This is a genomic window from Actinomadura luzonensis (assembly GCF_022664455.2).
In the GTDB taxonomy this organism is placed as follows: Bacteria; Actinomycetota; Actinomycetes; order Streptosporangiales; family Streptosporangiaceae; genus Nonomuraea; species Nonomuraea luzonensis.
On record NZ_JAKRKC020000001.1, the window covers coordinates 6,227,690 to 6,242,380 of the forward strand.

The window sequence follows — 14,691 nt, forward strand, 5'->3', positions numbered from 1 at the left end:
CCGTCCAGGCCGAAACCCCTCACGTACGGCACGGATCCCCTCACCCGCGGGCGTGGTACAGCCCGCGCTTGTTGATGTACTGCACGATCCCGTCGGGAACCAGATACCAAATCGGCTCCCCCTTCGCCACCCGCTGGCGGCACTCCGACGAGGAGATGGCCAGGGCGGGGATCTCCAGCAGCGTCACCCGTCCCTCCGGCAGGCCGGGGTCGTGCAGCGTGTGCCCGGGCCGGGTGCAGCCGACGAAGTGCGCCAGCTCGAACAGCTCGTCGGCCTGCTGCCAGTCGAGGATCGCGCCGAGCGCGTCGGCGCCGGTGATGAAGAACAGCTCGACGTCGGGGCCGTAGATGTTGGCGATGTCGCGCAGCGTGTCGATGGTGAAGGTCGGCCCGGGGCGGTCCACGTCCACGCGACTGACGGAGAAGCGGGGGTTCGACGCGGTGGCGATGACGGTCATGAGGTAGCGGTCCTCGGCCGCCGAGACCTCGCGCCCGGACTTCTGGTACGGCCGTCCGGTGGGTACGAACACGACCTCGTCCAGCTCGAAGTGGTGGGCGACCTCGCTGGCCGCGACAAGGTGGCCGTGGTGGATGGGATCGAAGGTCCCACCCATCACGCCCACTCGCCGCATCCCCTGCACACCAGGCGCGTTAATCATGAAACGGACCTTACGCGGACCCAGTACCACAACTCGATGGCACCCCCCTTCGTGATGTCCGCGCGCCACTTCGGTTGCGGACGTAGCATGCCGGGCATGACGACCACCCCGGACCGCAATCGCGTCCAACTGCCCGGCATCTCGTCCCGAGCCTACGAACACCCCGCAGACCGGTCCGCCCTGGTCGCTCTGCGTAAGTTGAGTGGGTTCGACACGGTTCTGAAGCAGATGTCCGGTCTCATCAGCGAGCGCCGTCTCCGCCTGATGTACCTCGCCTCGGCCGTCCGCGTCAGCGAGACGCAGTTCCGCTCCGTCTACGACATGGGCCGCGACGCCGCCTACACGCTCGACCTGCACCGGATCCCGGAGATCTACATCCAGCAGGACCCGCAGGTCCAGGCCAAGGCCATCGGCTTCGACGACCCGTTCATCGTCGTGACCACCGGCCTGCTCAACCTCATGAACGAGGAGGAGCAGCGCTTCGTCATCGGCCACGAGACCGCCCACATCCTCTCGGGGCACGCGGTCTACCGGACGATGCTCGACATCCTCACCCGCCTCGCCACCCGCGTCGCCTGGATCCCGCTCGGCTACATCGGCCTGCGGGCCATCGTCGCGGGCCTGGAGGAGTGGTACCGCAAGTCGGAGCTGTCCTCCGACCGCGGCGGCCTGCTCGTCGGCCAGGACCCCGAGGCGGCCAAGAGGGCGCTCATGAAGCTCGCCGGCGGCGACTACACCCACGAGATGAACATCGAGGCGTTCCTGGAGCAGTACCAGGAGTACGACACCGCGGGCGACCTTCGCGACGGCTTCCTCAAGGTGCTCAACCTGCTCGGCACCACGCACCCGTTCGCCGTGGTGCGCGTCGCCGAGCTGGACAAGTGGCAGCGCAGCGGCGAGTACGAGCGCATCCTCGCCGGCGACTACCCGCGCCGCGAGGACGACTCCAACGCACGAGTGACCGACGAGATCAAGGCGGCGGCCGAGTCCTACCGCGCGTCCTGGCAGCAGTCGCAGGACCCGTTCATCGGGGTGCTGCGCGACGTCGCCGAGGGCGCGGTCAACGCGGGCGAGCGCATCTTCAACCGCTTCTCCCGCCGCGACGGCGGCCAGGGCTGACCGGCGGCCGTCCGATCGCCCCGCGCGGCCGGCCACCACGGTGAGCCCGCGCGGCCGGTCGGCACGAGTCCCGCGCGGCCGGTCGGCTTGAACGGCCGCGTCCGGCCCGCCCGTCCACGGCGGGCCGGCCCACGCTGCTGAGAACGACGCTGCCCAGAACGACGCTGCTCAGAACCGCGCCGCCCTGAGGATCCGGCTCAGAGCAGCAGAGCGATGGCGCGCACGGCGGCCGCGCACAGGGCGACGAACCCGCCCAGCACCGCCAGCGCCCGCAGCCCTTCCCTGCGCAGCTCGGGCAGCCGGCCGCCGATCCGCTCGATCTCGCGCCCGGTGATGCCGCCGCACAACATGCCGAACACCACGCCCGCCACCGTGACGGGCGCCGGCTGCTGCCACCAGTCGGTGTCGATCTGACCGCCGCCGGTCACCCAGAGCGCGCCGCCCGACGCCACCGCGACGGGCACGCCCGGCCACACCACGGCGGTCGCCGCCGCGCCCACCAGCGCCAACGGGAACAACAACACCCGCAGCGCCACCCGGGCACGGGGCGAGGTGCGGTTCCTGACCATCCAGTGGTTCATCCACAACGTCCTGGTCAGCAGCACGAAGACGGCCGTGATCGCGATGGAGGCGATCGGCCAGATCACCGAGGTCACCACGCACGGCACGGCCAGCACGGCGAGCAGCAGCAGCGCGCCGTTGCCCGCGGGCAGCGTGGTGGGCCCGTCGGACTTGCGTCTGACCTGCGGCCGGGCCGCCGCCGCCCGCGTGCGGACCGCCGCGGCGGCGCGGGCGCGGGGCGCGGCGATCCTGCCGCGCGGGTTGCTGGCCTTGCCGTCGGCGGCGGTCCGGGCGGCGCGGGCACCTTCCGTCCGCGCCCGCGCGGGTGCGCGCCGGGGCGCCGTCCATCCTGCTGCGCGCCGCGCGCCGTCCGCGCCCGTCCTGGTCCTGCCGCGCGCGGCGGCCGTCGGCGGCCGGGCGCCCGCGCGCCGCGGCCCCGTCCGTGGGAACGCGGCCCCGGGCCGCGCCCCGTCCGTGGGAACGCGTCCTCTGGCGGCGGCCCCGTCGCCGGCCGTCCGGCCGCGAGCGGCGCCCGCCGCCCCGTCAGCAGCGGCACGACCACGAGCGGCGCCCGCCGCCCCGTCGGCCGCGGCACGACCACGAGCGGCCGCGGTTCCGTCAGCCGCCGTCCGGCCGCGGGCGGCGGCGGTTCCGTCGGCCGCGGCACGGCCACGGACCTGACCGGCCTTGCCGTCCGTCGTGGCGCGCGTCCGATCGCTCCCGGTACGGCGCGGCGGCGGCACCTTGCTGTCGGCCCCCGTCGGGTTGGGCCGCCCGCGCGCCGACTTGGCCTCGCCCCGGGCCGTGCCCTCCTCCGGGCTCCTGCCCCGGGCCGACGCCTCCTCGGGAGCGTCGGCCCCCGGCTCGGCCTCCGGCGCGCTGGTGGCCTTGACCAGCCGCGACAGCCGGTCGGCCAGCAGCGCGGCGGTGGGCCGTTTGCCGGGCTCGCGGTTGAGTGCCGCGCGCACCAGCGGCAGCAGCTCGACCGGCACGCCCTTGAGGTCGGCCTGCCCGTTCAGCACCGCGTACATCTGCGCCTCGGCCGTCCCGCGCCCGAACGTCGGCCGCCCGGTCGCGGCGAACGCGACCGTCGCCGCCCAGGCGTGCACGTCGGCGGGCGAGTCGACCTGCTCGTCGGCGAAGATCTCCGGCGCGGTGTAGCCGGGCGTGCCGAGGAACGTGCCGGTCATGGTCAGCCGGGTCGCGTCCAGCACCTGGGCGATGCCGAAGTCGATGAGCACCGGCCCCCGCGCCGACATGATGATGTTGCCGGGCTTCAGGTCGCGGTGCACCACCCCGGCCGCGTGGATGATCGCCAGCGCGGCCGCGATGCCCTGCGCCATCTCGACCAGGTCGGCGACGTCGAGCGGCCCGTCCTGGCGCACCTTCTCCAGCAGCGTGGCGCCCTCGATGTGCTCCATCACCAGGTACGGCCGCGCGCAGTTGAGGTCGGCGTCCAGCACCTTGGCCACGTACGGGCTCTCGACCCTGCGCAGCGCCCTGACCTCGCGCTCCAGCCGGACGCGCGAGGTCTGGTCCTCGGTGAGGTCGTGGAGGACCTTCAGTGCGATGCGCTCGCCCCGGCGGGTGGTCGCGAGGTAGACCTCGCCCATGCCGCCCCGGCCGAGCCGCTCGACCAAGGTGTACGGCCCGACCTTGCCGAGCTTGCTCACCGTCCCTCCCCGCCCGGCGCGCCCATAAGGGACACAACCCTAGCGTTGGGACGGGAGTCAACGCTTGCGGCGCGCCGGAGGTCGTCCAGGTTTATCGGCGTGAGTGGTCGGAGAGCATGCTGTCGAGGCCCGTGGTGGGCTCCTCCGACAGCCGCCTGCGTCCCTTGCGCCGCCAGTTGACGTGCCCGCGGCTCTCCAGCCACAGCAGCAGGCGGTCGGCGCCGAACAGCACCGCGGCGGCGAAGGCGAAGGCGACGATGATCTCCATGCCTCCCAGTCAAGCCGCGGTGCGCGCTCCCGGTCAGGCCGACACGCCGGTCAGCCGGCCACCACTGTGCCTTCCGACGTGCGCAAATGCCCTTCGCCGGTGTAAACCCACTTCGTGGAGGTCAGTTCGGGCAGCCCCATCGGGCCGCGCGCGTGCAGTTTCTGGGTGGAGATGCCGATCTCCGCGCCGAACCCGAACTCGCCCCCGTCGGTGAACCGCGTCGAGGCGTTGACCGCCACCGCCGCCGAGTCGACCAGCGCCACGAACCGCCGGGCGGCCCGCTGCGAGCGGGTGACGATCGCGTCGGTGTGCGCCGAGCCGTAGCGCCGGATGTGCGCCACCGCCTCCTCCAGGGAGCCGACGACGGCCGCGGCGATGTCCAGGGAGAGGTACTCGGCGGCGAAGTCGTCCTCGGTGGCGGGCACGACGGCGGCGTCGTAGGCGGCGATCGCCGCGTCGCCGTGCACGGTCACGCCGGCCTCGGCCAGCGCCCGCAGCGCCTTCGGCACGAACGCGTCCGCGACGTCGCGGTGCACGAGGAACGTCTCGGCCGCGTTGCACACCGACGGCCGCTGCGCCTTGGCGTTGACCAGGATCCGCACGGCGAGGTCGAGGTCGGCCTCGGCGTCGACGTAGACGTGGCAGTTGCCGACGCCGGTCTCGATGACCGGCACGGTGGACTCCTCGACCACGGAGTTGATCAGAGACGCGCCGCCGCGCGGGATCAGCACGTCGACCAGGCCGCGGGCGCGCATCAGCTCCTTGACCGAGTCGCGGGTCTGGCCGGGCACGAGCTGCACCGCGCCGGCCGGCACCTCGGTGCCCGCCAGCGCCTCCTGCATGACGCGGACCAGCGCAGTGTTGGAGGAGTAGGCGCTGGAGGAGCCGCGCAGCAGCACCGCGTTGCCGCTCTTGAGGCAGAGCGCGGCGGCGTCGACCGTGACGTTGGGGCGGCCCTCGTAGATGATGCCGATGACGCCGAGCGGCACGCGGAGCTGGCGCAGCTCCAGGCCGTTGGGCAGGGTGCCGCCGCGCACGACCTCGCCGACCGGGTCGGGCAGGTCGGCTACCTCGCGCACCGCGTCGGCGATCTTGCCGATGCGGTCCTCGTCGAGCCGCAGCCGGTCGATCATGGCTTCGGAGGTGCCCTGCGCCCTGGCCCGCTCGACGTCCTCGGCGTTGGCCGTGACGATCCCGGCGGCGTGGGCGACCAGCGCGTCGGCGACGGCGCGCAACGCCCGGTCCTTCGGCGCCCGCGGCAGCGGGGCCAGCTCGGCGGCGGCCTCTCGTGCCGCGCGGGCGACCTTCAGGAACTCCTCGGACATCGCGTGCTCCTCGTTGTGCTGCTAGGCGTGGGCTTCCAGTATGACGATGTCGTCGCGGTGGATCAGCTCGCGTTCATATTCCGGACCGAGCGCGCTCGCCAGCTCCTTGGTGGAGCGGCCGAGCAGGCCGGGGATCTCGGCCGCGTCGAAGTTGACCAGCCCGCGCGCCACCAGGTCGCCGCGCGGATCGCAGAGGTCGACCGGGTCGCCCGCGGCGAACTCGCCCTCCACCGAGGTCACCCCGGCCGGCAGCAACGACTTGCGCCGCGCCACGATGGCCTCCACGGCGCCCTGGTCGAGGTGCAGCCGCCCGCGCCCGGTGGTGGCGTGCGCGAGCCACAGCAGGCGGGTGCCGGGATGCCGGCCGCCCGGGTGGAAGAACGTGCCGACGTCGGCCCCGCTCAGCGCCTGGGCCGCGTGGGCGGCGGCGGTGAGCACCACGGGGACGCCCGCGCCGGTCGCGATCCTGGCGGCCTGCACCTTGGTCACCATGCCGCCGGTGCCGACGGAGGCGCCGTTCCTGCCCAGCTCGACGCCCGCGAGGTCCTCGGGGCCGCGGATCTCGGCCAGCCGGCGGGCGCCGCCCCGGCTCGGCGGGCCGTCGTAGAGCGCGTCGACGTCCGACAGCAGCACCAGCGCGTCGGCCCGGATGAGGTGGGACACCAGCGCGGCCAGCCGGTCGTTGTCGCCGAAGCGGATCTCGTCGGTGGCCACCGTGTCGTTCTCGTTGACGATGGGGACGATGCCGAGCTCCAGCAGCCGGGTGAGGGTGCGCTGGGCGTTGACGTGGTGGGCGCGGCGCATCATGTCGTCGGCGGTCAGCAGGACCTGGCCGACGCGCAGCCCGTAACGGGCGAAGGAGGAGGTGTAGCGGGCCACCAGCACGCCCTGGCCGACGGAGGCGGCGGCCTGCTGGGTGGCCAGGTCGCGCGGTCGCGCGCTCAGCCCCAGCGGGCCGAGGCCCGCCGCGATGGCCCCGGAGGAGACCAGGACGATCTGCGATCCGGCCAGGCGCCGCGCCGCCAGCACGTCCACCAGGGCGTCGACCCGGTCGACGTCGATCGTGCCCTGGGGGGTGGTGAGCGAGGAGGAGCCGACCTTGACCACGACCTTGGACGCCGAGCTGATCTGTTCCCGCACGCTGGCAGCCTATCCAAGGTCTGCCCAATACATCGACTGAATTAATACATTGTGTGTAGTCTCATCCGCATGAGCGAACGCCTCTATGTCGTGACCGGTGCCGCTTCCGGCATCGGCGCGGCCACCGCCGGCCTGCTCGCCGCCGGCGGCGCCCGCGTCATCCGCTGCGACGTGCGCGACGCCGACGTGCTCGCCGACCTCGGCGAACAGGCCGGCCGCGACCGGCTCGCCGAGCAGGTGGCCGAGCTGTCCGGCGGCCGGGTGGACGGCGTGGTCGCCGTCGCCGGGGTGGGCCTCTCCTCGCCGCTCACCGTACGGCTCAACTTCTTCGGCACGCTCGCCACGCTGGAGGGCCTGCGCCCGCTCCTCGCCGCCGCCGAGCAGCCCCGCGCGGTCGCGGTGTCGTCCCTGAGCGCCCTCGTGGCCGCCGACGACCGCATCGTGGACGCCTGCCTGGCCCTGGACGAGGCGGGCGCCGCCGAGGCCGCCGAGGCGGCCTCGGCCGCGGGACGGGGCCGCATCGTCTACCCCTCCAGCAAGCTGGCGCTCAACCGCTGGCTCCGCCGCGCCGCCGTCGGCCCGGCGTGGGCGGGCGCCGGCATCCCGCTGAACGCCGTCGCCCCCGGCGTCGTGGACACCGCGACCGCCCGCCGCACGCTCCTCGCCGACCCGGCGACCGCCGAGCTCGTCGCCGCCACCATGCCGCAGCCGCTCGGCTTCCCGGGGCCGGTCGCCGGGGTCGCCTCGCTGCTGGCCTGGACGGTGAGCGCCGGCAACTCGTTCGTGACCGGCCAGATCCTGTACGCCGACGGCGGCGCCGAGGCCGCGTTGAACCCCTGAGCGGTCAGCCGAGACGGTTGTCGGTGCCGCGCGGGCCCTGCCGGGTCGCCTCGGCGTTCAGCGTGGGCTGCCAGTCGAAGACGTAGCCGCCCTCCATCGGCCCGATGACCACCTCGGCGCCCGCGCTCGCCCCGGCCTTGGCCAGCGCCTCCTCCACGCCCAGCCGCTCCAGCCGGTCGGCGAGGTAGCCGACGGCCTCGTCGTTGGTGAAGTCGGTCTGCCGGATCCACCGCTCGGGCTTCTCGCCGGTGACCTGGAACAGGTTGTCGTTGACCCGCCGCACCTTGAACCCGGCGTCGCCGAGCTGCTTGGGCCGGATGACCAGCCGCGTCGGCTCCTCGACCGGCTTGTTGGCCCGCGCCGCCGCGACCCACTCGCCCATCGCGTACGTCAGCTCCCGCAGCCCGTCGTGCGTGGCCGCCGACACCGTGAAGACCTGCAGCCCGCGCTCGGCGAACTCCGGCGTCACCAGCTCGGCCAGCTCCCGCGCGTCCGGCACGTCCGCCTTGTTGAGCACGACGATGCGCGGCCGGTCCTCCAGCTTCCCGTACGCGGCCAGCTCGGCCTCGATCACCTCGTAGTCGCTGACCGGGTCGCGTCCCGGCTCCATCGTGGCGCAGTCGATCACGTGCGCGAGCATGTCGCAGCGCTCCACGTGCCGCAGGAACTCGTGCCCGAGCCCCTTGCCCTCCGACGCGCCCGGGATCAGCCCCGGCACGTCGGCCACGGTGAAGACGGTCTCGCCCGCGGTCACCACGCCCAGGTTAGGGACCAGCGTCGTGAACGGGTAGTCGGCGATCTTCGGCTTGGCCGCGCTCAGCGCCGCGATCAGCGACGACTTGCCCGCGCTCGGGAAGCCGACCAGCGCCACGTCCGCGACGCTCTTCAGCTCCAGCATCACGTCGAGCCCGTCGCCCGGCTCGCCGAGCAGCGCGAACCCCGGCGCCTTGCGCCTGGTCGTGGCCAGCGCCGCGTTGCCGAGCCCGCCGTGGCCGCCCTCGGCGATCACGTACCGGGTGCCGGCGCCGACCAGGTCCACCAGCACCTCGCCGGTGGCGGCGTCCTTGACCACGGTGCCGTTGGGCACCGGCAGGATCACGTCGTCGCCGTTGGCGCCGTCACGGTTGGAGCCCTGCCCCTGCTTGCCGTTCTCCGCCCTGCGGTGGGGGCGGCGGTGGTAGTCGAGCAGGGTCGCGGTGTTCGGGTCGACCTCCAGGATCACATCGCCGCCGCGCCCGCCGTTGCCCCCGTCCGGGCCGCCGAGCGGCTTGAACTTCTCCCGGTGGATGGAGGCACACCCGTTCCCCCCGTCACCGGCCTTGATGTGCAGGACCACCTGGTCCACAAAGTCCGGCATGCAGCAGCACTCCTCCAGTGCCCCACCAGGGGCGTCTCAGCTCACAGAACGGGCCCTACCCGGGCCCGCGAATGCGAAAAGGGGCGGATCGCCCGCGCGATCCGCCCCTTCAACGCGTTGGTGCAACGTCTCCCGATGGGGAGCGGAGTGACTACTCCGCGACGGGGACGATGCTCACGGCCCTACGGCCGCGCTTGACGCCGAACTGCACGTGACCCGCGGCCAGCGCGAACAGCGTGTCGTCGCCACCACGGCCGACGTTGTCGCCGGGGTGGAAGTGGGTGCCACGCTGACGGACGATGATCTCGCCCGCGTTCACCAGCTGGCCGCCGAAGCGCTTGACGCCCAGGCGCTGAGCGTTGGAGTCACGGCCGTTCCGGGTGGACGACGCGCCCTTCTTGTGTGCCATCTCTCAAACTCCCGATCAGGCCTGGTCGATGCCGGTGATCTTCACCTGGGTGTACCGCTGGCGGTGACCCTGGCGCTTCTTGTAACCGGTCTTGTTCTTGTACTTGAGAATCCGGATCTTCGGGCCCTTGGTCTCGCCGAGGATCTCGGCGCTGACCGTGAACTTGCCCGCCTCGGTGGTCACGTCGCCATCGTCGACGACGAGCACCGTCGGCAGCGAAACCGAAGAGCCGACCTCGCCGGCGACCTTGTCCACCTCGAGGACGTCACCGACGGAGACCTTCTGCTGCCTGCCGCCGCAACGAACGATCGCGTACACCGCGGAACCCTTCCACTGACTAGCTGTTGCCACAGCCGTCCCCGATGAGGACGACCGCCGAATGCTGCGCCTGCAATCCGGTCCTGTCTCGAACCGACGAACCGAGTAGGCGCGCCAACAGGGCACGTCACCTGACGCACCGGTTCACCAGGGTACCGGATGAACGGGCCCCTAGGCGAACCGGACGGATCGTCGGATGTCCGCCGAGAGCTAGTCGGCGGACTTGGCTCGGCGGGAGCGTCGCCGCCCCCTGCCGGAAGTCTGGCCCGCCTGGTCGTCCTCAGCAGGGACGTCATCAAGCGCACCGGTCACGGTATCACGCTTGGCGGAGTCCTTGGCGGCGGAAACCTTGTCCGAGACCGCCTTCTCGACCGCCATCTTGCCCTGCGTGCCCCGCGGCTCCGGCTTGGCCTCGACCGGCTCGGTCGAGACGATCAGCCCGCGCCCGTTGCAGCAGTCGCACGCCGTCGAGAACGCCTCCAGCAGCCCCTGGCCGACCCGCTTGCGGGTCATCTGCACCAGGCCCAGCGAGGTGACCTCGGCCACCTGGTGCTTGGTCCGGTCGCGGGCCAGGCACTCCAGCAGCCGCCGCAGCACCAGGTCCCGGTTGGACTCCAGCACCATGTCGATGAAGTCGATCACGATGATGCCGCCGATGTCGCGCAGCCGGAGCTGGCGGACGATCTCCTCGGCCGCCTCCAGGTTGTTCCTGGTGACCGTCTCCTCCAGGTTGCCGCCCTGGCCGGTGAACTTGCCGGTGTTGACGTCCACGACCGTCATCGCCTCGGTGCGGTCGATGACCAGCGAGCCGCCGCTCGGCAGCCACACCTTGCGATCCAGCGCCTTGGCGAGCTGCTCGTCGATGCGGTACGCCGCGAAGACGTCGCCCTCCTCGCCGTCGTCCCAGCGGGACAACCGGTCGGCCAGGTGCGGCGCGACGTACTTGACGTAGTCGTCCACGGTGTCCCAGGCGTCGCCGCCCTGCACGACCAGGTTCGTGAAGTCCTCGTTGAAGACGTCCCGCACGACCCTGATGGTGAGGTCGGGCTCGGCCGACAGCAGCTCGGGCGGGCTGGCCGACTTGGCCTTCTTCTGGATGCTCTCCCACTGGGCCGACAGCCGGGCCACGTCGCGGGCCAGCTCGTCCTCGGAGGCGCCCTCGGCCGCGGTGCGCACGATGACGCCCGCGTTCTCCGGCATGACCTTCTTCAGGATGGCCTTGAGCCGCGTGCGCTCCTTGTCGGGCAGCTTGCGGCTGATGCCGGTCATCGACCCGTCGGGCACGTACACGAGGTACCGCCCCGGCAGGCTGATCTGCGAGGTGAGCCGCGCGCCCTTGTGCCCGATCGGGTCCTTGGTGACCTGCACCAGCACCGACTGGCCGGACTTCAACGCCGACTCGATGCGCTTCGGCTGGCCCTCCATCCCGGCGGTGTCGAAGTTGACCTCGCCGGCGTACAGGACGGCGTTGCGGCCCTTGCCGATGTCCACGAACGCCGCCTCCATCGACGGCAGCACGTTCTGGACCTTGCCCAGGTAGACGTTGCCCACGTACGACTGGCTCGCCTCGCGGTTGACGTAGTGCTCGACGAGCACGCCGTCCTCCAGCACCGCGATCTGCGTGCGGTCGCCCTGGCGGCGCACCACCATCATGCGGTCCACCGACTCGCGGCGGGCCAGGAACTCCGACTCGGTGATGATCGGCGGACGCCTGCGGCCCAGCTCGCGGCCCTCGCGGCGGCGCTGCTTCTTGGCCTCCAGCCGGGTCGAGCCGCGCACGCTCTGCACGCCGTCGGTGGCCGTCTCCAGCGCCCCCGTACGTCCCGAGCGGGGCGCGCGGATGCGCACCACCGTGTTCGGCGGGTCGTCGCCGACCGGCTCGGCGCCCTCCTCGGTGCCCCGGCGGCGACGGCGGCGGCGACGGCGCGAGGTGGAGGACTCGTCGTCCTGGGCGGCCGGCTCCTCGGCGGGCTCGTCCTCGGACTCCTCGTCCGTCTCCTCGCCGTCCTCGCCCTCGCCGCGCTCGCGCGCCTTGCCGCGCCCGCGGCCGCCACGGCGGCGCCGGCGACGGCGGCTGCCGCCCTCTTCCTCCTCGTTCTCCTCACCCGTGTCGGCGTCGGCCTCGTCCTCGACGACGCTCTCCTCGGCCTCGGCCTCGGCCTCGACCAGGTCCTCGACCTCCTCGGGCTCGACCGGCTGCGGCGGCTCGGGCCGCCGCGTCGCGGCCGGCTTGGCCTGGCTCGGGTCGGGCGCCTGGAACAGCGGGGCGAAGATCGCCGCGGGACGCTGGAACGCGGTGCCCGGCCCGTCGTCGCGGCGCGCCGAGAGACCGAACGGGTCGGCCAGCAGGCTCGGGCGGACGGGCTCCTCGTCGAGGTCCTCGCCGGCGGGCTCGTCGTCGAGCGGCTCGTCCTCGGGGAGGATCTCGATGATGTCCTCGTCCTCGTCCTCGTCCGCGTCCGCGTCCGCGTCCGCGTCCTCGCCGACGCCCTGCGCCGTGCCCTCGGCACCGCCCTGCCCAGCACCGCCGGAGAGGCCCTGCGCGGCACTCCCCGCGACGCCCTGCGCGGCACTGCCACCGACGCCCTGCCCGGTGCCGGCACCGGCTCCACCGACGCCCTCGACGTCGCCGCCGGACCTGCGGACACCTTCGACGCCGCCGCCGGATCCCCGGACGCCCTCGACGTCGCCGCCGGATCCCCGGACGCCCTCGACGCCGCCGCCTGAGGCAGCGGCCTGCGCCCCTCCGGCACCGGCGCCGGAGGCGGCCGCCGTCACGGCACCGGCCTGGCCGGATGCGGCTTCCTGCGTGCTTTCGGCCGTCTCGTCGCCGGCCGCCTGCGCGGCGGTGGCGCGGCGGCTCCGGGTCGTCGTGGCGCGGGTCCGCGTCGTCCTGGCCCGCGTGCCACGACCGCTCCCGGCCGCCCCGGCCTCGGCGCCCGGCTCCGCACCGGCCTGCGCGGCAGGCTCTCCACCGCTCTGTGCGGCGGCCTCGGCGGCGTGCCCGGCAAGCTCCGCACCAGCCTGTCCCGGAGCCTGAGCGGCCGCCTCAGCGGCCGTCGGAGCCGCCGTGGGCGCCTCGTCCTCGGCGGCCTTCTTACGCGTCCTGGTACGCCGCTTCGGCGCGGCCACCTCGGCGGCCTCCGCAGCGGGACCAGCGCCCACGCCGCTCTCCGCCGAACCGGCAGCCCCGCTCCCGGCCCCTTCGGAGGCACCCGCAGGCACACCGCCCGCCTCAGCCGCGGTCGCAGGCACCCCGCCGGCCGTGGCCGAAGGCCCCCCGGCCGCCGCCGCAGCCACGCCCGAAGGCGCGTCGGCCGTCTCGGCCAGGTCAGAAGGCACGCCCGCCGGCTCAGCCGCGCCCGCGGGCGCGCCGGTCACCGCGACGCCGCTGTCCGCCGCCGCCTCTTCGGCCTCGGCGGCCCTCTTCGTCGTACGTCGCCGCGTCGTCGTGGCGGTGGACCGCGTCCGCGACGCCCTCTTCGGCTTCTCCTCGGCCGCAGCCTCGGCCCCGGCCCCGGCCGCCACGTCAGCGGCCTCCGGGCTCCCGGCGTCACCGCCACCAGCAGCCGCACCACCGGAGGCCGTACCCCCAGCAGCCGCGCCGCCAGCAGCCGTACCGCCAGAGGACGCGCCACCAGAGGCCGTACCGCCGGTAGCCGTACCGCCGGTAGCCGTACCGCCGGTAGCCGCGCCACCGGTAGCCGTACCGCCGCCGGCGCCGCTGTCCACGGCCGCGAGAATGTCCGGATCCGGCGCGCCGGGGGCCCGGCGGGCCGCCGACCTCCGCACCGGCGTGGCCTCGCTCACGGAGACCGACGGCGCGGCCTGCGCGGCGGAAACGGTGACCGGCGCGGACGCCGGCTCCTCGGGCAGCTCCGGCGGCGGCCCCGCGGGCCGGCTGGCGGCGCGGCGGCGCCTGGACGCTGCAGTCTGTTCAGTTGTCTCCCCGTCGGGGCCAGTGGCCCCGGCGTTGGGCTCGTTGTCGTCGAGCATGCGGGCGCTCTCCCGTCAGCTCCCGGGCGCGTCGCCGCGCCGCGCAGGAGCCCTCGTGTCTCAGTTGTCCGCCGGCACCTCCATGGCGGAGGCGCCGACGCCAAGTCCTGTCAGCGGTCGTGCCCGGCGCATGCTGGGCGCGTCCTCAACCGCCGACGTGCTCACCCGCCGGTCCCGCCTCGCCGCCGCGCGTAGTGTCGCGGTCCAGGTCGAGCGGGTCGGCAAGCGCACCGGTACTGGCGTCGAGCGGCCCCTGCGCCAGCCTGGTCACCTCGGGGGGAACCGGCGGCGCGAAGTCGGCCACAAGGCGCAGCCCTGTGAGCACATCGTCGGGTCGAACTGCAGGCGTCATGTGCCGAACAACCATGCGCAGTATGACACACGGCCCTCTCTGCACCTGAGCTGCGGTTCTTTCTGTTCCCTCGGACACCGTCAGCCCCAGGACGGCGCCGCGCGCGTCGAAGCGGCGGGGTCCCTTCTTGGTGAGGCGTTCGACCTCCACGGTGCCCGCCGCGAGAAACTTCTCCACCGCCACCTCGGCGAGCTCGCGATCGGCACCGGGCAGGCGCACCTCCCAGTCGGAGACCTCCAAGCGGTCGGCCAGCCCACCCGGACCCGCCTCCACCACGTCGAGCACATCGAGCCCCGGCGGCAACGATCCGTCGAGGTCGGATCTGACCTGTTCGGGGTCGCACGGCGCGGTGACGCCGATCTCGAGGTATTCGGCTTCGCTGGCGACGCCGGTCGGCGCCGCTCCCGCGTAGGAGATCTTCGGGTGGGGCGAGAAACCAGCGCTGTAGGCCACCGGAATGCCGGCACGGCGGACCGCCCTCTCGACGGCCCGCGAGATGTCGCGGTGGCTGGTGAAGCGCAGGCGGCCGCGCTTGGCGTAACGCACACGCAGGCGCTGCACCGTGGGCGCGGGCGGAGGCCCTTCGGGAACAGGTTTCAGAGCTTGTCGTCCTTCCCTTGTAAGAGTTCCTTCGTCTCAGGATAAGCTGCCCCGGCGTGTGTACGTGTACGCCGA

General features: G+C 73.4%; 12 protein-coding genes. 2 read left to right on the forward strand and 10 right to left on the reverse strand.

The features are described 5' to 3' along the window. Positions 1-40 precede the first annotated feature (40 nt). Complete coding sequence (nadD, locus tag MF672_RS29490; protein WP_302893275.1) at positions 41-658, reverse strand: nicotinate-nucleotide adenylyltransferase; 618 nt, start codon at positions 656-658, stop codon at positions 41-43. 87 nt (positions 659-745) lie between these two features. Here nadD and MF672_RS29495 point away from each other — a divergent pair, with 87 nt between their 5' ends. Beyond that, positions 746-1,777, forward strand: coding sequence for a M48 family metallopeptidase (locus MF672_RS29495; protein ID WP_407654751.1), 1,032 nt, complete (start codon positions 746-748; stop codon positions 1,775-1,777). 197 nt (positions 1,778-1,974) lie between these two features. Here MF672_RS29495 and MF672_RS29500 read toward each other — a convergent pair whose 3' ends face one another. The 4 genes from MF672_RS29500 to proB form a co-directional block, all read right to left on the reverse strand. Further along, positions 1,975-4,011, reverse strand: coding sequence for a serine/threonine-protein kinase (locus MF672_RS29500; protein WP_247815477.1), 2,037 nt, complete (start codon positions 4,009-4,011; stop codon positions 1,975-1,977). A gap of 91 nt (positions 4,012-4,102) precedes the next feature. Next, positions 4,103-4,279 (reverse strand): hypothetical protein, encoded by a 177-nt coding sequence (locus MF672_RS29505; RefSeq protein WP_242381444.1) that lies wholly within the window; start codon positions 4,277-4,279, stop codon positions 4,103-4,105. Between the two features lie 50 nt (positions 4,280-4,329). Then, on the reverse strand, positions 4,330-5,604 hold the full coding sequence (locus MF672_RS29510; protein ID WP_242381443.1) for a glutamate-5-semialdehyde dehydrogenase: 1,275 nt from the start codon (positions 5,602-5,604) through the stop codon (positions 4,330-4,332). Between the two features lie 21 nt (positions 5,605-5,625). Then, positions 5,626-6,744, reverse strand: coding sequence for a glutamate 5-kinase (gene proB / locus MF672_RS29515; protein WP_242381442.1), 1,119 nt, complete (start codon positions 6,742-6,744; stop codon positions 5,626-5,628). A gap of 69 nt (positions 6,745-6,813) precedes the next feature. Between proB and MF672_RS29520 the strand changes: the two genes are divergently transcribed. After that, the gene (locus MF672_RS29520; protein WP_242381441.1) at positions 6,814-7,584 is read left to right on the forward strand and encodes an SDR family oxidoreductase; all 771 of its coding nucleotides are present in this window, start codon (positions 6,814-6,816) and stop codon (positions 7,582-7,584) included. Positions 7,585-7,588: 4 nt separating this feature from the next. On the opposite strand, the gene obgE is transcribed toward MF672_RS29520, so the two are convergent. From obgE to MF672_RS29545, 5 genes are all read right to left on the reverse strand, one after another. Next, the gene (obgE, locus tag MF672_RS29525) at positions 7,589-8,941 is read right to left on the reverse strand and encodes a GTPase ObgE (protein WP_242381440.1); all 1,353 of its coding nucleotides are present in this window, start codon (positions 8,939-8,941) and stop codon (positions 7,589-7,591) included. Between the two features lie 151 nt (positions 8,942-9,092). Then, positions 9,093-9,350: a 50S ribosomal protein L27 gene (gene rpmA, locus MF672_RS29530; RefSeq protein ID WP_012893687.1), complete on the reverse strand. Its 258-nt coding sequence runs from the start codon at positions 9,348-9,350 to the stop codon at positions 9,093-9,095. Positions 9,351-9,365: 15 nt separating this feature from the next. Then, positions 9,366-9,668: a 50S ribosomal protein L21 gene (gene rplU / locus MF672_RS29535; protein WP_242381439.1), complete on the reverse strand. Its 303-nt coding sequence runs from the start codon at positions 9,666-9,668 to the stop codon at positions 9,366-9,368. A gap of 210 nt (positions 9,669-9,878) precedes the next feature. Then, positions 9,879-12,833, reverse strand: a complete 2,955-nt coding sequence (locus MF672_RS29540) for an Rne/Rng family ribonuclease (RefSeq protein WP_242381438.1) — start codon at positions 12,831-12,833, stop codon at positions 9,879-9,881. A 976-nt stretch (positions 12,834-13,809) separates the two neighbouring features. After that, positions 13,810-14,562, reverse strand: coding sequence for a TIGR03936 family radical SAM-associated protein (locus tag MF672_RS29545; protein ID WP_242381437.1), 753 nt, complete (start codon positions 14,560-14,562; stop codon positions 13,810-13,812). Positions 14,563-14,691 lie beyond the last annotated feature (129 nt).